Genomic DNA, 20,491 nt, shown 5'->3' with positions numbered 1-20,491 from the left:
GCTTACTTCTTAATGTGATAATGCTCAAATTTAACAAAAATTTGAGGCTTTTAATGGAGTATACAATATATTTACGTTACAAAAGAGCCGTATTAGTCTTCTGACAAGGCTTAATTCATTACTATAACCGAAACTGATAAATGAATAATATATATTATCAATCCCTAGAAATCACTATAAAGATTTCTAAACGTGCTGCGTAATCCAATAGTAAACATTGCTGTTCCGGTTTTAGAAATCGAATTAGTTTCTCTTCTTAAAATCCCACCTAATTCAAGTCTTAAATTATATTTCGGATTAAGTACATAAGCAACCTTACCTTCTGAATAATATAAATCCGTTCCTATTCCCTGCCCGATCCTATTTCCGTAGTCTAATGTCCTGGTATCGTAGCTTTTGAAAATATCTCCGCCATAATTCATCCCGGCAGGATCCAGACCATAACGTGCATACATCAGCTCTAAATTAAAGTCAAATCTTTTATATGTATAATTCAGCATCCCTATCACCTCTCTGAAATTAGCACCTAATTGGTTTGCAAGAGGTTGATTATAGGCGGCATAATTAGAAACCCTATCGTTATGGGAATAAGTAAAAGGTCTTGCGCTATTAAATTCAGCCAGATAATTCAAGCTCTTAACCTTGAAAAGGTCTGATCCTCTTATCCCAATCTGAAAAGCCGATTTATTAGCCCAGAAACCGTTGCCGGAAAAAAACTCTTTGGCAATAAACTCATCAAACATAAATTGACCATATATAGCTGTTTTATCCAGGATTTCATATTTCAGGTTAAAACCCAGACGCATTTTATCAGGAGAAGTACTATTAGCGCTTTCAATTGATCGCAGAAAAACAAATGGATGTACATAATTAAAATCGAATCCTCTCTTTCCTTCCGGCTCAGCATCTGCCCACGTTACTGCCTGAAAAAAGCCTGCTGAAAATCTTTTGGTCACATTCCAGTCAATATAATGAGCAGCCATCCATTTCCCTCTATCGCCCAATCTTCTGTCGGTAGTCAGTTTCGGTGCTCCCGGATCAAGCATATAAGCGAATATAGTCTGATACTGAACATTTCCCAAAGATGCACGTACTCTTAAAAATGAGTATGGCGCTGTATTATCGCTTAGCAACATCGAACGATATCCATCTCCGATAAAATTCTTATCGTATCCTAAAGCAAAGTTTAAATACTTATTTGGTGTGTAAGAAAGTAATGCTGTTGCATAAGAATAATCCCTGATTTTATTATTAACCTTGTATCCTGAAGACTGCCCCGGGACAACTTGATTTTTGTCAATAAACTGCGTATAATAATCAGAAAAAACTCCCTGATTCTCATATGCACTGGCATAGAAAGAAAATTGCTTACCTACATTACCACCAATCTGAAAACCTCTTGTATTTAGCCATGTATTCTTTTTCCCCTTAAAATCACGTCCAAGCTGCAGATCAGGTAAAAAATCGGCGTACACACTATAATCATCAGCCGTAAAATTTAACAAATGTTCCTGTGTGAGTTTTCGTCTTACCCAGCTTCTATGATTAACAGAATCAACACCCATATTCATTAATTCTTTAAATCGGCCAACCAATATAGTATCATCGCTATAATACCCTTTAATTGAACTATGAAATCTGGAATTCACATCATAAACAGATTGATTGAATTTCTGATAGAACTGAAAAGAATAAGGCATATTCTGATTTGGGGTATGCTCCTGTGCTGAGACAGTATAAACCGAAAATACAAAAACAAGATAAAGGAGATATTTTTTCATAAAAATCTATACAATATGTGGTCAAGCAAATCAATGCCTTTTTAAACAATAATTTAAGTTATTTAAACAGCCTTCTAATTACTGTTACAACTCTTTCCAGGTCACTTTCTGATAAGTTAGATCCAGAAGGCAAACATAAGCCTGTATTGAACAAAGTTTCGGCGATCCCATTTCCATAATACGGATAGTTCATAAAAACAGGCTGTAAATGCATAGGTTTCCATAACGGCCTTGATTCAATATTTTCAGCATTTAATGCCAGGCGAAGATCCTCTCTCTTTACTTTATGCTTTGGGTCAATCAAAATGCAGGATAACCATCTGTTTGAGTAAAACCCTTCCGGTTCCAAAAGAAACGAGATAGCACTAATATCACCAAGTTCTTTCATATAATAATTATGAACAGCTCTTCTCTGATTAACCCTATCATCTAAGACCTCCATTTGACCACGGCCAATTCCTGCACATATATTACTCATACGATAGTTATAACCAATATGCGTATGTTCATAATGTGGCGCATTATCTCTTGCCTGCGTGGCTAAGAAACGTGCTTTTTCTATATCGGCCATATTATCGGAAAGTAATGCACCACCACCACTGGTAGTTATAATCTTATTGCCATTAAATGAGAGTACCCCAAATTTACCAAAGGCCCCTAAAGGCTTACCTTTATATTTTGAACCAAGACCTTCAGCAGCATCCTCAACAATAGCAATATCATATTTCTTCGCGATAGCACATATCTCATCCATCTTTGCTGGCATACCATATAGATGAACAGGAATAATAGCTTTAACTTTTCTCCCCTGAGCAAGACGCTCTTTAATCGCCTCTTCAAGATGAATGGGGCACATGTTCCAGGTATCTGATTCACTATCCACAAATACCGGAGTAGCATTACAATAAACTATAGGATTTGCAGAAGCTGAAAACGTAAAGCTCTGGCAAATTACATCATCTCCTTCACCAACACCTAACAAGATTAATGCAAGATGCAAAGCAGCAGTACCGGAACTTAGCGCTGCTGCATGTGCAACACCTGTGTACTTTTCTAAATCTGCCTCAAAACCGTTTACATTCGGACCTAGTGGGGCAATCCAGTTTTCCACAAAAGCATCATTCACATATTTTTGCTCAGTACCTCCCATATGGGGAGATGAAAGCCAGATTTTATCATTCATTTTTAAAATATTATATTTTTAATTTTCAAAGGTTATCAACTACAGCAGAATAGCTGGGTTTAATTCCCTGTAAATTTTTCCATAGTGGCAGACGTATCAGAAGAAATTCCTTCCTTCACAATTACCTTTTTAATCGTTAACAATATGATTTTCAAATCTAGCCAAAAACTAAGATTATTAACATACCAAACATCCAGAGTAAATTTCTCTGTCCAGCTGATTGCATTCCTCCCGTTAACCTGAGCCCAACCTGTAATTCCCGGACGAACTTCATGTCTTCTATTTTGTTCTTTCGAATACAAAGGCAAATACTCCGGTAATAAAGGTCTTGGTCCGACCAGGCTCATATCACCTTTAATAACATTTAATAGTTGTGGCAGCTCATCTAAAGAAGTCATACGAACGAAAGCTCCAACAGCCGTTAAACGGGCAGAATCAGGCAAAAGAACGCCATCACTTCCACGTTTATCATTCATCGTCTTGAATTTGATAATTTTAAACAAATTTCCATTCTTCCCCGGTCTGACCTGAAAGAAGAATGGTTTGCCATTATTTGCAAAATATAGCAATAACAGCACAATAATAAATACAGGAAACAATATGACCAGCCCAACCAAGGCGATAATTATATCCAATGTTTGTTTAAAAAATAGCTTATACATTTCTTATCTCCATATTATATTCTTCCAAAATGGCATCCCATACTATTTCCTGAGTAAAACGCTCGATAATTTCTTTTCTTGCATTCTTCTTCATAGAATCTATAATAGACGGACTTCTAATCAATAGTTCCATAGCATCTGCAATTGCTTTTTCATTCTTAACTTCGATGATCAATCCATTTTCACCATTAGTAATGATCTCATTACTACCATTAATATCAGTTACAATACTTGGTAAGCCCATTGCTCCAGCCTGTAAAACGACATTTGGGAACCCCTCTCTATAACTAGGTAAAATCAGAACATCACTTATGGCAAGATAAGCTCTGACATCTGTAACAAATCCTGCTGCTATAATTGACTTATTATTTTTAATCTCTTCGATAGTCTCCGGATAGAGAGGATCAAGATCATCTTCAGTCAAACCAAGCAATAAAAGCTTTACCTGAGGAAAATCAGCATTACATTTTTTGAATCCGGCAACCAGTTCATTAACCCCCTTATCCCTAACTAAGCGGCCAACAAAGATAAATAACATCTCATCTTTAAGAATATTTAATGATGATCTCAACGATTCATTTTGCTCTTCATTAAATTTTTCAGGGTTAAAATAATCAGGATTTATACCATTAACATTGCCATTAGCAAGAATTTTTAGTGGTTTATTAGTGATTCCATATTTCACAAGATCGTTTTTAACACCCTGTCCTTCCGGATAAATTTTACTCGCAAATAAACATAAAAGCTTATCCATTCCAATCAATATCCGGCGTTTGAACCCTGTGTGGGTTGGGAAAATTAATCCGGTGAATGTGTGCATCCGAATTGGTACCCCCGCAAAATAAGCAGCCGACATACTGAGCAAACCAGCTTTGGGTGTAATAGAATGAACGATAAGTGGTTTCTCTCTTATAAAGGTAAAATATAAGTTAAAAAATGATACAATATCTTTGAACACCGATATCTTTCTCTCCATTTTCACCGGGATAACCCTTACATCTTCTCTTCTTTGAACTTCATCCAGATCACTCCCACTACCCGACACGGCTACAATCTCAAAATACTGATTAAGAAATCTCAACTGCCCTTTTAAGAGATAATTCAGAGATAAGGCAACGGTACTTGATCTGATAATCTTTACTTTTTTATTTAACAAGCTCATTCCACTTCCGGGGTTTACTATTCAAGGACTTAACTATTAATCCTCCTAACATTATTATATTATAAATTTGTTTCTAATGTCGCCGAACTTAAATTATTTGTTCTTTTCACTTTGTCAATCTCTACTTTACTCTTTGCTTTGAACTTCAGAATTCTAATTCCTTTAAATGAATCGTTAGCGGGGATTGAATTAGAATAATTATTATATAGAATCGGGTATTTCAATTTTTCCGGTTGCCTAACCTCATATTTATTATTTCTGATTACAAGACCATCTGCCTTTATATTGACAATGGTATTTGAAAAATAATCATAATTACCTGATATAATAAAGGTATTATTCTCAATTAAGCTCCCTGCCCGGCTATTATTTGCAGCCTCAAAATTTAATAAAGAACGATCACTGATTGCCTGGATATCCCGTGTTCTTTTTAACCCGTTTAAGCGTGGAAAACCATCATTCGACACGGTATTGCCAATAATTTTAACCGGCTTATTTTGTCCGGGAATACTACTGTTAAACAGGACAATCCCCATATCAGATCCCGAGATCACATTTTGACTGATTGTATGATTGCCATAATCAGCTTCAAGATGTATCCCTCTGTCATACCCAAAGATTTTATTACCTGATACAATACAGTTTTCAGCCATGAATTCAATAACAATTCCACAACGTCCGAGTTGCTTGGTTACACTAAAATTATTCTGAATCAGGTTATTTTTTATAATAGCAGAAGAAACATCTGCAATGTAAATACCATCGCCATAATCGTCGGATTTCGGATTGTAACCCCAGCAATTAATGACCTTGCAGTCTAATACACTAACATTATTGAATCTTGCTTTCAATGGAATATCAACTTGTTTAGTCGTGCTGATGTATAACCCTTCTCCATAAATGTCAGAAATATTAACGTTCTTAACTATTGCACTTTTCTTATCTGTAACAGAGATACCACTATACCACTGATTTCCATTTACAAATCTGTTAGATTTACTATATGGGAACTTACCAAATGCCCCTTTTATATTCAGGTTGTTAATTGAAACTGTTCCGATAGATTCAGGCTCCAGATAGCCCCTGATACTTAAAACCGAAACAGGATTAATACAGGAGACAGTAGGATAGATATTATTTTGCACCTGTCCTGAGATTTCCAGATCATTAGCTATATAATGTGCAACCAATCCCTTGGAAATTATATATTTTCCAGGCGGGAATATCACTTTGGATTTTTGATTCTTCAACGCCTCATCGATACATTTCTGAATAGGAATATAATCATCGGTAATACCATTACCCCTTGCGCCAAAATCCTTAACATTTAACACTTTAGCTACTGATTGCTGACCAAAAGACAATTGATAATTTAACAATTGACAAATAATCAGAAGAAGAAATTTATATCTGCACATTTTTATAACTGTTTATAATCTGACTTACCATATTTTTTAAATCAAACTTATCCGCCCTATCCATACAAAGTTTTGCCACCTTTTGATAAAAAAAGTCATCATCCAGCAAATTAATAACATGGGCAGCAAGTGCTTTTTCGTCCCCCTTTTGAAAAAGTAGTCCGGCGCCCTCTACAACCTCTTTAAGTCCGGGAACATTTGATGCTATCACTGGCCGCCCTGCCGCCATTCCTTCAACAGCAGCTAATCCAAACCCTTCCCAAACTGAAGACTGAATCACAATATCACTGGTTTTCAGCAATTCAGGCACGTCCATTCTCACACCAAGAAATCTAACTCTATTAGTCAGATTTAGCTCCTCTACTAATTTTTCACATTCTTTCTGAAACACCCCCTCACCCACAAGAAGCAATTTAACATCAGGTGGGAGTAAATCCAATGCTCTAATAAGAGTTTTCTGATCTTTTTGTACACTAAACCTGGAAACCTGTATTAAAATTTTTGAGTCTTCCTGTTTGAAAAATTCAGATTTCGGAATTCCAGCTGCACTGATTATTTTATCCGGATTTACACCATTGTAGATCACTACGATCCTATTTTTGAGCTTTAGCTTATCTTCCAGCATATGCTTTACTTCTGGTGTAATAGCAGTAATTAAGGAGTAGTTTTTATATATTATTCTGTCAAATATGCGAAAAAAGACAGAGTCTACCCTTCTGTTGTTTGTACTGTGTTCAGTAAATATCAGTTTAGTTTTACTTCGTGTCAGAAACTTTGCAATACTAACAAAATAAAGAGCTGGAAACAGATGCACATGAATTATATCATAATTATTCAGATACTTAAATAAGCCAAAAACATGTAATGGATTATATACAGACCCAGTTCCAAGAGAAAAGATCTTCCCTGAGAATTTTTCCAGCAATAAATTCTTAAAGGGGGTTTTCGTCCCATTTAAAAGTAAAAGATCAACACTAATCTCACTATCCTGCTCAGCGTACTGGGGCAGAGTTTCAACCAGAAGTTTCTCCGCGCCTCCTGTACCTAAACTATTTATTACATGAAGAACTTTTATACTCATCAAATTTTACTTGTTGTATAATATTGTTGGGCAACAAACGTACCGCTCAAATGTTATTTTTTCCTGTCTGAAAGGATATAAAGCACATTAGATAATAATTTGGCCAGCGTATTTAACAACCAGCCACCTCCAGGAGTCATTATCTTCTTATCTGTATATCTGTAAAACCTGTAAAAGTTTATACAGGCTTTTAATCTTTCTTTAATTGGGATATCACATTCAGATAATTCAGAATAGCAAAGACAAGCATTTACAGGGCTATCCTTTCTGATTTTAAATATTCTGGCAGACAACCCGTCTGGCAGATACTCACAAAAATAGACATCCTTATTAAAGTATCTTAACTTATATTCCTTCAATCTGTTAAAAAATAATGCTTCCGGACAGAATTTCTCACCCTTAGTCTCAGGGAAGGGATATTTACGAAATAAAGATGTACGTATTACTTCAGCCTTATCACCTTTTTCATGACGTTTATATCTGAAATCGATGGTGCTGCAATCCAACTGATCATATTGCGGATTACCTATAGAAGTTCCACCTATAATACATTTATTTGGCACCACTCCTCCGTATAACTCATTATCACTGATTTTATCCCATTCTTTGCTAATAAAAATCAATGCATCATCAGCTAGATAATCATCACTGTCTACAATAAAAAACAATTCCCCGGTTGCTTCTTTAACACCTCTGTTAATCGCAATATGTTTTCCCTGATTTTCTTGTTTAATATATTTCAGGGGGAAGGTAACTCCTGCTTTAATGAAACCTTTAACAAGCTCCTCAGTATCGTCAGTGCTACCATCATCAACAATAATCCATTCAAAACTATCAAAGTTCTGCTTCTGCAAACAAAGGAACAAACGTTCTAAAAGATAAGCTCTATTATATGTCGGCGTGAATAAAGTAATTTGCATCCTTAATTTATAGGTTTTCGGGTGATTGTTTTTAATAGCAAGGCCAATACGCTATTATATAACTTGAATCTGTTTACTATAACAATCAAAAGCCGTTTAAGCAGGCCGCTCCTTGAGTACAAAAAGTATGCCTGAAATAGGTCTATCTGACTCTGATTTAGTTCATTTTTGAACCCTTCATAAAATGACTCATACGCTTCTTTATGTCGGCGGTCTATTACAGGTATATCACTTATAAATATGGATTTCAACCGTTTAGCAAAACTATATTCTATATTGGCGGTTACTTTATTCACATGAAACTGACGATAAAGCATTAAGGATTTATCAACATATCTAAGCTCTCCAAAACATAATACACCTAAAGTGATAAAATGATCATGCATAACGATAAACCCTGAAAATGGCAATAATTTTTGCTTTAGCATACGATTAAACATCAATGAACAACCCTGAATACCTGCATTCAAGAATAATTGCTCATTTAGATCTTTTGGAAAAACATTTGTTATTTTATCACTAATAATACCTCTCTGTTCTGAATATGCGTATCCATTACAAAAAACAGCAAGCGGCTTATCAAATTCCCCGTTAAACCCTTCTACAAGTTGCATCAGCTTATTCTCAAACCAGATATCATCCTGATCGCAAAACACTATCAGATCAGACTCAGACAGTGACAAAAGATGCATAAAGTTATAGGCAGCACCATTTCCTTTTATTTCATCTTCGATTAAAATAATACGGCTGTCTATCTTTTGATATTTATAAATGATTTCAAGTGTATTATCATTCGAACCATCATCATGAATAAGGAGTCTCCAGTTTTTATATGTTTGACTTAATAGTGATAATAACTGGTTCTCCAGGTATATAGAACCATTATAAGTTGCAAGTAGAATATCTACACATTTCATTGTTTGTAATAATTAAAAGTAGGGTCTGATTAACGTTGGTGCTATTAATTTGATTCCGTAATAAACAAAGAAACAGTTAAATAGAAAATGTAAAAGAACAAAATAATATTTATCCTTCATTTTTTGCAGTTCGGCTAACATATTGGGGAGGAAGAGGACACAAAACTGAAAAAACAAATATGAAAATCGCTGAAAAATAGAGGCCTGAATAAATAATAAATTAAGAGAGACACCAACTGCCAATAACCGGTAATACATATCGAAATCAAAATTCTCAGATTTAACTTTGGTATAGAATACAGCATAAATCATCATAATTGCCATTCCAATTACTGAAACAACCATACCTCCGCCACCTTCTTCATTGAAATAAATCTGCATATGTTCTGGTACGCCGCCCAGCGAAAGTAATATTGGAAATGGGTTTATAAATAACCCTATTAAACACACAAATGGTGCTATAAGATATACATATCTGTTCTTGAAAAAATAGCAGAGTGGTAATAATATAATTATAATAAGTGCCGTATTATGCAATAAGAAAGCAAGAACAAAACTAAAAGCAAATGCAAAGTATCTCTTCTTGGTAAAGAAATAAATAGCCCAATAAACAATTGAACAACTTAGCCCATATCGTATCTGCGTAAAGTCTCTGTACAAATAAAAAAAACTCAGATAAATTAAGAGGGCTGTAAATGGGAATCTGCAAATCTTATAAATTATTGTATAATTTAATAAACCTGTTAATAAGGCAACAATAAAAAGTACGCTATTAAAATCTCCCCCAAATACATCCACAAGTTTATTCAGCAACATAAAACCTCTCTCAATATTACTTTCGTAATTTCCTGAGATAATTTGGCCTATGGAATAATTATTAGTTGATTTGAATATTTCACTATAGCTGAGACTATCATTATCAACACCTATTTCTCTAAATGCCGGCAAAGAAATCAGGACCATGCAAAACAGAACATAAAAAAAAAGCTTTATATTCTTTTCTTTAACGTAGTCCAACCCACATAATAAGAATGCTAAAACGAATATCAGGTAATAAATAAACATTTGTTAATCAGGATTCAACATTTTCCATTAAAAAAGATCTAATATTTATCTTGTCACATTTATCTTTTAATTCTGCTATTATAGACTTATTCTTTTTACTTTTTCCCACGCGGATAGTTTCCACATTAAAATCTTTCACATCCAGATATTCATAACCAAGATTATAAAAGTCACCAATATTTTTACTCTTCACAATTGGAATTAATCCATAGTGCATATACTCGACAACTTTTGTCGGACAAGCTACGTTATTTACAGTTATATCATCACGTAATATAAAACCATAATCGGCCTTGCTGTAGTATTCGCCAAGAAACTCCGGCAATACAGAGAAAACGAAAACATTATTCTCTTCTTTTAATCCATTTTCTGTCAGGACCCTTGTCATTGCTGTCGGATTACCGGTTAGGATCGTATACTTTACATGAGGTGATAAATTATTGGAAATAACGTTAATCATCAGGTCTATATTTTGCCATGCCTGCAGATTGCCACTATAAATAACATTAACAAAATTCCTGTCATCATTCTCTTTTAAATCGTATGTATCATTTCTAATATTTGACGGGAGAATAGGATAGGTCATCATTTTAACCTGATTATCTGGATATTTAGTTTTAAAATGCCTGGTCATTGCATCTGTCACAGATATAGCTAAGTACAACCGGCTAAAGAGATATTTTTCAGTTATACTGTATAACTTAGATTTAAAACTCTGACCTGCAAGTATATGCTCTTCCGGAACCACACCATGTATATCTAAAATCATCCGCTTATCTGACTTAAGAAATAGCAAACATGGAAGAATAGGGAGGGCATTCTGAATTGAATGGAAATATATAAACTTACTATTTACCAATAATTTAAGAATAAAAAAGAAATGTAAAAACAAATTACATTTATATTGTTTGACACCATTTGCAATCTGAGTAATCTCTTTTTTCAGAAAGAACCGGTGAGATACAAATAAATAAGCACGTTGGTCGTTAAGAAATTGTCCATCAATAGCAATCATCCGTTGAGACATTCCCTCTTTAATAGTACTCTCATTCGGGTACTCAGCGACAAACAGAATTCCCCCTTTATTATTTGTATTCATCTTTCAGCATAGTTACAATTCTTGATGAAGTAAGACCATCTCCATATGGATTATGTGCCTTACTCATTTTAGCATACTGTTCCTTATTATCCAGTAACAAGCTTGCTTCACTTATGATTCTTTCTTCATTAGTTCCAACCAGTCTGACCGTACCGGCATCAACTGCTTCAGGCCTTTCTGTATTATCTCTCATAACCAGAACAGGTTTGCCTAAACTAGGTGCTTCTTCCTGAACACCTCCGCTATCCGTTAAGATTAAATAGCTTTTTTCCATTAACCAGACAAATGCCGGGTATCCCAGCGGATTTATTAACTTAATATTTTCTGTTTTTGATAATAATTCATAAACAGGCCCCTGCACATTAGGATTCAAATGGACCGGATAAATGATCTGAACATCTTCGCGATCTGCCAGATGTCTGATTGACTTACAGATATTGATAAATCCGTCACCAAAATTTTCACGTCTGTGTCCGGTGACCAATATTATTTTCTTTTCAGGATCTATAAGCTTTTTCAGTGCAATTATTTCATCATCTTCATATGTTTTTAGTTTTTCTGTTGCCCAATACAATGCATCAATAACTGAGTTACCAACAACCTTAACATCTTCCCTTTTGCAACCTTCATTAAGCAAATTTTGCTCAGAAAGATGAGTTGGTGAAAAATGAAGATCTGTTAACCTACCTGTTAACTGTCTGTTCATTTCTTCCGGAAATGGAGATAATTTATTAAAAGTTCTAAGACCTGCCTCAACATGGCAGATTTTCACCCCTGCATAAAATGCTGATAATGCAGATGCCATTGAAGTAGTAGTATCACCATGAACAAAGACAAAATCCGGCTTAAACTCTTCTAAAATTGGTTTAAGACCACTTATAAGATCAGCTGTTAACTGAAACAGATTCTGCCCTGGCTTCATCAGATCCAAATCGTAATCCGGCTCAATTTCAAAAAAATCAAGTACCTGATCCAACATCTCTCTATGCTGGGCTGTCACACATACTTTAACCGTAAAATCCTGACTATAAGTTTTAAACGATTTCACTAAAGGAGCCATTTTTATAGCTTCAGGACGGGTGCCAAAAATCAATAGTATTTTTTTCATTTTCACAGTATCAACTAAACTTATTCTTTAAATCACCAAACAGAATCTCTCTAAACACATACACCATAATTAAAAAATATATAATGTAATTAATGAAGAAAGCAATTGTAATGCCTTTTAGTCCAAAAAAATCAACAAACAGACTACCTAAAACGACCCAAATCACAGCAAAAAAAGTTTCTGTAAACATAGCCGTCTTAACCATCGCTTTTGCGATAAGTAAATATCCCAGAATCAAAGAGGCAACCTTCATAATATCACCAAGCAATTGGTAAATAAATAAATTCTCCATCTGTAAGAATTCGGGAGTATATAACGTTTTTATAATAAAAAACCTCATAAAATAGATTAGCACACACCCCAGAGTAGTTACGGGTAAAATTATCTTAAACCCATAAAAGATCTCCGTTCTGATATCAATATCATTTTTCAGGGAAGATAATTTTGGCAAATAGTAAATACTAATCGAAGTATTTATCAATAATAGATATCCATCAGAAACTCTCATCATAGCCTGCCAATAACCAGCACTATCAACACCAAGCTTCTGAATAAGCATATTCCTTAATAAGATCTGAGAAACCGGCATTGTTAAGGCAGAAACCAGTGCAATCATACCATAACCCCCAAGTTTCTTTGCCAGATCCAGATCTATAGCTCCTCTGAAGTAGTCTAATGAAACCCAATCAAGTTTACGGATTAAGAAAAAAGTAATTATTAATAACAGAGTCTGGGTAGTTACCAATGCATATAATGCACCGTCAATTTTAAAAAAAACGACTAGTAATATTGTTAAACCGAGTCCAAATAAAGCTCCTAATGTATTAACTAACGTATATAATTTTATTTCTTTCATCCCATTCAGGATCGAAATCATTAAAACATTAATTGAATAAAATGCCACTGTTAGCCCTAATGTCCTGAAAACATTCACATAAGAAGTGCTATAGAGTATCAGATTCGATATGGGAGAGGCAAACAACACTAAAATCACACCAATGATCAATGCAGCATACAGAGATATGCGACACGATGTTCTGAAAAGTGACTTTAATTTTTCTTTATCATTTTCATATTCTGCAGTGTACTTGATAACTCCATTACTGATTGCCCCGTTGGAGATAGTAAATATAATTGCTAAAAAACTTGTAAACTGTCCCAATAAGGCGACTCCTGAAGGTCCTGTTATAGTTGCAATAACCTTTGCAGCAACAAATCCGGCAGCAATCTTTATAAATGTAATAATTCCAGAAAATACCGATGTCTTAATTAACTTCATATTATCTATTCATGAGTTAAGAACATCTTGAAAATTCTCCTGAAAATTAACACCAAAATGATTAAAAAAGATCCGATTACTGCTCCAAAAACAATTCCACTAATCTTTCCAAGCCTTGCTTTTTCCAGCGGTAGCACCGGTTTGTCAATGATTTGAATTAAAGGTATCTCCTTTCTCAAAGCGATCTTTGACATTTCAAGATTTTTGACTAATTCTATTAAAATAGCTTTATTAGTTTCAGCAGAAAATTGAGATTTTTGAGCGGGGACTCTTAATGCCTGACGACTTGGATTTAAATTAGGAGTAGCATCTATTATCGAAGCGGCGGAATATATAGAATGGTTCATTACTGCCATCACAGAATCCGTTTGCTTCTGCAAAATATTTACATTAAATAATGATTTTTTAGTTTTGGTTTGTACATAAAAAGCATTCACATTTGATACGATTTGCTCTGCAAATGCCTTTGCGAAAGCTTCATCCTGTGATTTCACCTTAACTTCGATTATACTTAGTTTTTTATCAGGTTTGCTTACCGTGAGGCTTCTGGTATTTAGATCTTTAACAATTTGCCCAATAATACTATCATGTTTAACAGTAAAATGAGCGGAATCTGAAAAATCAATCCCCTTCAAATCAGGCTGTTTACTCCACAAATCTCTTAATTTGTTTGATTCAATATATCTATCTATTAACAGCTGTTTCTTACCCTGTATAATCGCAGCGGTTAAAAGAGTCTGTTCAATCATTGACCGTGATTTATAGAGCTCGACTATATTATCACCTTGAAATAATCCGCCGCCTCCTCCTAAATCTACTCCGGCAATAGATGCCAGCCCCGAAAGAGAGCCCATACCACCACCACCTTTCTCTTCTTCCAGAACAAAGGAAGTAGTCGCTGTATAAATTGTCTTTTTAATTGAAGTATAAACAAAACCCAAACCACCACCTAATAAAGCAAAAAGGCCAATAATCAGCCACTTACTTTTAAGATAGTGAAACCATTCGATACATTTAACAATAATATCCCTTAAAGAAATTTCATCTTTATTTTCAACTGTATTTTCTTCCATATTATGCCATTGCAAGCTTCTTTCTCAAATAACTTATGAACTATAATTAGACCTTGCCTATTTACGCAAAATAAGTACAAGTGCTGTAATGAGTCCGGACAAAGCAGCAGAAACAGCAGCTATTCCTGCAACGCCAAATTTTTCTCTTGGTGCACGTTTAGGGACAAAGATCTCAGCACCAGGTTTCACCCTCGGATAATTATTGAAAAACAAAAATCTACTCCCCGCATCTACTGACCCATTTGCATACTGGATATATGCACTTTTTTTATTTGCATTATAAGTAAATCCTCCTGCACCATTAATATATTGCTTCATACTTTTATTTGGACTATAAACAATATTTGTTGGTCGTAGAACCTCTCCTGTAACTTTAACGGTTTGCAATTGCTTAGGTACCCTGATAATATCTCCATCCTCCAATAACAAATCATATTTTGAATTAGGATCCTTTAATATTTTAATCAGATCAATTCCTACTAAATCACTGCCTAAAATCTTAACCTCTCTGATTAGCTGCGCGGTATCCTGTACGCCAACTCCCTGTAAACGTTTCAGATTCGCCATCTTCTGCATCTCTTCTTCCTGCTTATCGCTAATATTCTTACCCGAGGAAACAATTTTTCCATTTTTATCTACCACTTCCGCTTTCTCAGCACCAGGTCTTTTTAAGGATGCCCCTTCAGCAAAAGAAAGGATAGTTAATCCACCAGCTCTTTTAATCACATCTGAAATTCTTTCATCTTTTCTGGTAATTGTATAGATACCAGGATAAAGGACTTCTCCTTCAACCCTAACTTGTTGCTGGATCTGAAACCCTTCAGAACTTCTTATAGATACTATATCAAATGGCTGCAATACAAAGGTAGTATCCTGCAATTTCAAGTCCCTTGATACATTCACATTTAATATTTCGGCAGTCTTGGCAGAAATTGAGTTTACATTACTATTTTTTATTCTCCTCGCAATCTCAATACGACTAGGGGTAGCACCTTCTTTAAAACCACCAGCCATTTGAATCAATGCTTCCAGAGTCATTCCCTCTGCATAATCAAAAACTCCCGGTGCTCTCACTTCTCCCTTAATATCTACTTTATATTCTTCCCGTAAGTCAAATATTGAAGATATAGTTACCTTATCTTCTCTTCTTAAAGGCACATCCTGTTCAGTCCCTTTTAAAATCTTATCCAGATCAAAAGATATTAATGCAAGACTATTGTCTGAATTTAATCTGGAAATATATCCTCTGTTTAAAAATGCATCTTCTTTAATCCCATCGGCTTTTTGAATCAGTTGTTTCAGTGTTAATCCCTTTTCAAGTTCATACTCTCCAGGGCGAAATACAGCACCGGCAATCTCAACTTTGTTGGCATACCGATCCAAAATAGTTTCCACCACATATTTGTCTCCGTTTAATGGATTATATCTGGTAAAATCATCTGCATTTACATCGATGATGCGTCTCTCCTTATTTGTATTCTGCAAAACTTTAATCTTTGCCGTATATGCTTTATTGGAGAAACCACCAGCAAAGTTAATTACATCCTCCAGTGACTCGTTATTCAAAACTTCATAAAGAGCCGGTCTTTTCACCTCTCCTGCCATTTCTACCCTTGTCTGATATACTGGAATATTAATAACATCCTGATCCTGTAAACGGATATTTCCCATTTGTATACCCTTTAAAAGGAAGTTATAAACATCTATTGTAGAAACGACTTTATTATTACGAATTACTTGTATTTTTCTAAATGACCCGTTTTCATTAGGTCCACCAGAAGCGTTTAATGCATTAAACACAGTCGATAAAGAAGATAAGGTATAAGAACCAGGCTTAACCACTTCACCCAGTAGTGTAACTTTGATACTTCTGATATTACCAAGATTCACTGATACAGTTGTTCTTCCCGTTTTTAAGCCCGGGTAAGTTTTGGACATTGCAGCCCTGATTTTATTAATAGCCTGGTCTATAGATAACCCGCCAACAGAAACCAAACCTACATATTGTAACCGGATAGTTCCTTCGGGACTTACCTGTAACTTATAATTTGCCTCATTATCACCATTCAAATCAATTAACAACTGATCATCAGGGCCAATAATATAACTTTTAGGAGTTGCCATCCGCATATTTGGCTCAAACTTCATATCGTTACTTTTGAATAACTCAGCACCAAAAATTTTCGGGATCAGGTTACCAAAAGCATCTTTTAATTCAGTCCTGGCATTCTCAGACTGATTACGTTTTTTATTGCTTGTAGAATCAGCATTTTCATAAGTTCTACCTGAAAAGTCTTCAGCTGACATCTGATCAGTCACCTTATTCTCGGTACCATTACCCTTTCTGATTTTTGTCACCCTTGCCCTTAGCTTCACCACTTCGCCCGGTTGCATTCCCTGGGCAGCGGCCATTTGTTCCAGCTGAGCATCATTATAACCAACAGATTCTGCACGTTGCATTAACTGACGCACCTGTAAATCTGTCAATTCATCAACCTTTACATCAGAATAATTTGTTTGTGCATAACTGCTATGGCAAATCATTAAACTGCTAAAAAACAAGAATACAGCTATTATTTTTTTTAAATTCATAAGGGTAACCTATAGTAATATTTTTTGGTCTATTCAAAATGGTTCAGCGTATTAAAACCGCCTTCTTTCAAATACTCATCTTTTTTCATTAGTTGCAGATCAGAATGAATCATTTCTTTAACCAGCATTGGCAAATCATATTTTGGTTTCCAGCCTAGCTGAGTCTTGGATTTCGTTGGATCACCAAGCAATAAATCAACTTCAGTTGGTCTGAAATATTTAGGATCTACCTGTACAACTGTAGTTCCGGGTTTTAAGTAGGTATCATTTAAGCCGAGAGACAAAACAAGATTCTGATCAACATCAATAATGACACCTTTCTCATTCTCATCTTTACCGCTAAACTCTATTTCTATACCCAGTTCTGCAAAGCTCATCTTCACAAAATCACGAACAGTTGTTGTCACCCCGGTAGCAATAACAAAGTCTTCAGCCTTATCCTGCTGAAGAATTAGCCACATAGCCTCAATATAATCTTTAGCATGCCCCCAGTCTCGCTGTGCAGAAAGATTCCCTAAATATAGACACTTCTGCAGGCCCAAAGCGATTTTACTTGCTGCTCTGGTAATTTTACGTGTGACAAAAGTTTCACCTCTCAGTGGACTTTCATGATTGAATAAAATTCCATTACAGGCAAACATGCCATATGCTTCTCTATAATTTACTGTTATCCAATAACCATAAATTTTAGCAACGGCATAAGGCGATCTCGGATAAAAAGGCGTAGTTTCACTTTGAGGAACCGCCTGTACCAAACCATACAATTCGGATGTAGAAGCCTGATAAACCCGGGTTTTCTTTTCCAGCCCCAGAATTCGTATAGCCTCCAATAATCTTAGAGTTCCGATACCATCCGCATTTGCTGTATATTCCGGCATCTCAAAACTCACCTGTACATGACTCATGGCTGCCAGATTGTAAATTTCATCTGGCTGTGTTTCCTGAATAATACGGATCAGATTGGTAGAATCAGTCAGATCACCAAAATGCAATTTAAAATTAACCCCATGTTCGTGCTGGTCCTGATACAGATGATCGATCCGCTCAGTATTGAACAACGATGATCTTCTTTTAAGTCCATGAACAAAATATCCTTTTTTCAAAAGAAATTCTGCAAGATAGGCTCCATCCTGGCCTGTAACACCGGTTATTAGGGCAACTTTCATTTGGTTAATATTTTTTTATGTAGGGGTCAAAGATAAGCGAATTATTTGATTACTGGGAAATATCTAACATTACAAACACTCTAAAAATTTTGTATACAGAAATTTAAACTATCTCTCCAATATGGTATTTCAACCCCCATTATTGTCTTAATTTTCGTCTTATCCAACACTGAATAATGCGGTCTCTTTGCTCTGGTCACAAAGGCCGAAGAAGCAACAGGCAAAACTTTCATATCGATTTCAGCAAACTCAAAAACTGCCTTTGCAAAATCATACCAGGAAGCAATCCCTTCATTACTATAATGATAAAGACCATAAGATTTCTGGTTACTTCGTACGATATAAATAATAACCCTGGCCAGATCCATTGCATAAGTTGGTGTACCTATCTGATCATATACAACATTTAGTTCATCTCTGTTTTGGGCAAGTTTCAGCATTGTTCTGACAAAATTATTAGCCTTTTCAGAGTACAGCCAACTGGTTCTGATAATAAAATAATGATCCATAATTCTCTGGATCTCTCGTTCCCCTTTCAACTTGGATAAACCGTATACATTGACAGGACTGGCAATCATGCCCTCCGACAGAGGAACACTTGAGCTGCCATCAAAAACAAAATCTGTGGAGATGTGTATTAACGTGGTGTGATATAACAAGCAATTTTCCGCAAGCCTTTTCACTGCAAACTCATTGATCTCAAAAGCACTATCAGCATCTTCTTCTGCATGATCAACCGCTGTATAAGCGGCGCAGTTTATACAAAAAACAGGATTATATTCCTGAAATAATTTTGAGACTTCATCAGCATTCACAAAATCCAAATCACTTTTAGAAAGGAATACATAATTAAACGATTGCTCTTTCCCCGAAACAACCTCAGAAAGGCATTGTCCTAATTGCCCGTTCCCACCAATTACGATAATATTTCTTTCCATTAATTTTTACTCCCGATATGAAATTGAACGCCCACCGAAACAGGATTAAACAAGTATTCTGTTTTATGAAATCTATTTAAAGAACGTACATTCGATATATCCTGAGATACAGATTCCTGGCGTTCATAAGAATAAAAGAATTCCAGATTACTTTCCACGAAAACAGAGATCTGTTTAACAGGACTGATTTTTATCCCGATAACAGGGGTAATTGTAAAGCCTTCTTTTGTTGCGATTATCTGATTTGGTGGAATCACCGTATTTGCCTGATCTGCCTGAGCATTTAATATCGGATTGATATTTCTTGAGGTTCCGTCAAACTTATTTGACCTGTATCCCAGATCTAAGGCAAAGTAAGGCTGAAATCTGGAATAAGTAAGGTTCTTTTCAAAACCGAGTTTAAAAGAATAATCGGTCATCTTACCAATAACCAGTTCACAATTATCACAATTATTTCGAAAGTTTTCATTTCTGCTCAAATAGCTTCCATTTAATCTGTAACTGAACAGATTATCATTAAATTTCAAAATAAAACTATTAAAATAACTATTCAGATAAGTATTTCCAGCCGTCTGATTCAGAATTTTCGGCATCTGCATATAACTGTAACCTCTGACACCAACACTATAGAGATAATCACCATTACTTTGTGAATATGCAAATGTTGAAAGCATTACAAAAAAAATAATCAAGTATGTTTTTACCATATGTATGTGGGATTTCAGTTAAAAGTACTTAATAAAATACATTTTAGCTTCAAATCATATAAAATGCACCATGTGCAATAACTCTACCAAAATGCATAATTTAAGTACTATCATTCTAAATTAACCTGACCAACACAACTCTAAATTTACAGACAATTTTTTTATACAATTCTTCTTATTATTCCCTGATCATGCAAATCAGACTAAGAGATATTATAAAAATATAAAGGACAAAAATTTAAGCTAAAACCAGTTTCCAGATGACCCGACATCTTTACAAAAACATGTAATTCAATATAAATACATCAGACTAAATCTGCGATATATGTCCGGCCTCTCC

The 20,491-nt window shown here is 35.1% G+C and carries 17 protein-coding genes; all 17 read right to left on the bottom strand.

The window, feature by feature from the left end:
• Positions 1 to 164: 164 nt before the first annotated feature.
• The 17 genes from PL_RS17185 to PL_RS17105 all read right to left on the bottom strand — a co-directional run bounded on the left by PL_RS17185 (position 165) and on the right by PL_RS17105 (position 20,118).
• Positions 165 to 1,781, bottom strand: coding sequence for a hypothetical protein (locus tag PL_RS17185; RefSeq protein ID WP_041878062.1), 1,617 nt, complete (start codon positions 1,779 to 1,781; stop codon positions 165 to 167).
• Between the two features lie 58 nt (positions 1,782 to 1,839).
• Positions 1,840 to 2,964, bottom strand: coding sequence for a DegT/DnrJ/EryC1/StrS family aminotransferase (locus tag PL_RS17180; protein WP_041878060.1), 1,125 nt, complete (start codon positions 2,962 to 2,964; stop codon positions 1,840 to 1,842).
• A 59-nt stretch (positions 2,965 to 3,023) separates the two neighbouring features.
• Complete coding sequence (locus PL_RS17175; protein WP_041878059.1) at positions 3,024 to 3,626, bottom strand: sugar transferase; 603 nt, start codon at positions 3,624 to 3,626, stop codon at positions 3,024 to 3,026.
• A complete protein-coding gene (locus PL_RS17170; protein WP_235324421.1) occupies positions 3,619 to 4,602 on the bottom strand; it encodes a glycosyltransferase family 4 protein in 984 nt (327 codons plus the stop codon). Before PL_RS17170 ends, PL_RS17175 begins: the two co-directional genes overlap by 8 nt.
• Positions 4,603 to 4,847: 245 nt before the next feature.
• Positions 4,848 to 6,206: a glycosyl hydrolase family 28-related protein gene (locus PL_RS17165; protein WP_082035792.1), complete on the bottom strand. Its 1,359-nt coding sequence runs from the start codon at positions 6,204 to 6,206 to the stop codon at positions 4,848 to 4,850.
• On the bottom strand, positions 6,193 to 7,287 hold the full coding sequence (locus tag PL_RS17160; protein ID WP_052496025.1) for a glycosyltransferase: 1,095 nt from the start codon (positions 7,285 to 7,287) through the stop codon (positions 6,193 to 6,195). The genes PL_RS17165 and PL_RS17160 overlap by 14 nt, the downstream gene beginning before the upstream one ends.
• Before the next feature lie 53 nt (positions 7,288 to 7,340).
• Positions 7,341 to 8,207, bottom strand: a complete 867-nt coding sequence (locus PL_RS17155) for a glycosyltransferase family A protein (protein WP_082035791.1) — start codon at positions 8,205 to 8,207, stop codon at positions 7,341 to 7,343.
• A 2-nt stretch (positions 8,208 to 8,209) separates the two neighbouring features.
• Positions 8,210 to 9,124, bottom strand: a complete 915-nt coding sequence (locus tag PL_RS17150) for a glycosyltransferase (RefSeq protein WP_052496023.1) — start codon at positions 9,122 to 9,124, stop codon at positions 8,210 to 8,212.
• 12 nt (positions 9,125 to 9,136) lie between these two features.
• Positions 9,137 to 10,189 (bottom strand): EpsG family protein, encoded by a 1,053-nt coding sequence (locus PL_RS17145; protein ID WP_348619976.1) that lies wholly within the window; start codon positions 10,187 to 10,189, stop codon positions 9,137 to 9,139.
• A gap of 7 nt (positions 10,190 to 10,196) precedes the next feature.
• Entirely contained in the window at positions 10,197 to 11,288 is a 1,092-nt protein-coding gene (locus tag PL_RS17140; RefSeq protein ID WP_041878048.1) for a hypothetical protein, read from the bottom strand.
• Complete coding sequence (gene wecB / locus PL_RS17135; RefSeq protein ID WP_041878046.1) at positions 11,275 to 12,396, bottom strand: non-hydrolyzing UDP-N-acetylglucosamine 2-epimerase; 1,122 nt, start codon at positions 12,394 to 12,396, stop codon at positions 11,275 to 11,277. The genes PL_RS17140 and wecB overlap by 14 nt, the downstream gene beginning before the upstream one ends.
• A 10-nt stretch (positions 12,397 to 12,406) precedes the next feature.
• Positions 12,407 to 13,675, bottom strand: coding sequence for an O-antigen translocase (locus PL_RS17130; RefSeq protein ID WP_348619974.1), 1,269 nt, complete (start codon positions 13,673 to 13,675; stop codon positions 12,407 to 12,409).
• Between the two features lie 5 nt (positions 13,676 to 13,680).
• Complete coding sequence (locus PL_RS17125; RefSeq protein WP_041878045.1) at positions 13,681 to 14,748, bottom strand: Wzz/FepE/Etk N-terminal domain-containing protein; 1,068 nt, start codon at positions 14,746 to 14,748, stop codon at positions 13,681 to 13,683.
• A 57-nt stretch (positions 14,749 to 14,805) separates the two neighbouring features.
• A complete protein-coding gene (locus PL_RS17120) occupies positions 14,806 to 17,340 on the bottom strand; it encodes an SLBB domain-containing protein (protein ID WP_348619972.1) in 2,535 nt (844 codons plus the stop codon).
• Between the two features lie 29 nt (positions 17,341 to 17,369).
• Positions 17,370 to 18,506 carry a GDP-mannose 4,6-dehydratase gene (gene gmd, locus PL_RS17115; protein WP_041878043.1) on the bottom strand — a complete coding sequence of 379 codons (1,137 nt, stop codon included), beginning with the start codon at positions 18,504 to 18,506 and terminating at the stop codon, positions 17,370 to 17,372.
• Between the two features lie 80 nt (positions 18,507 to 18,586).
• Positions 18,587 to 19,444, bottom strand: a complete 858-nt coding sequence (rfbD, locus tag PL_RS17110) for a dTDP-4-dehydrorhamnose reductase (protein ID WP_041878040.1) — start codon at positions 19,442 to 19,444, stop codon at positions 18,587 to 18,589.
• Complete coding sequence (locus PL_RS17105) at positions 19,444 to 20,118, bottom strand: hypothetical protein (RefSeq protein WP_235324419.1); 675 nt, start codon at positions 20,116 to 20,118, stop codon at positions 19,444 to 19,446. The genes rfbD and PL_RS17105 overlap by 1 nt, the downstream gene beginning before the upstream one ends.
• Positions 20,119 to 20,491: the final 373 nt, after the last annotated feature.

The sequence above is a fragment of the Pedobacter lusitanus genome, from assembly GCF_040026395.1.
GTDB classification, from domain to species: domain Bacteria; phylum Bacteroidota; class Bacteroidia; order Sphingobacteriales; family Sphingobacteriaceae; genus Pedobacter; species Pedobacter lusitanus.
The sequence above is the reverse complement of the archived record's forward strand: the minus strand, read 5'-3'. Positions and strand labels throughout refer to the sequence as shown.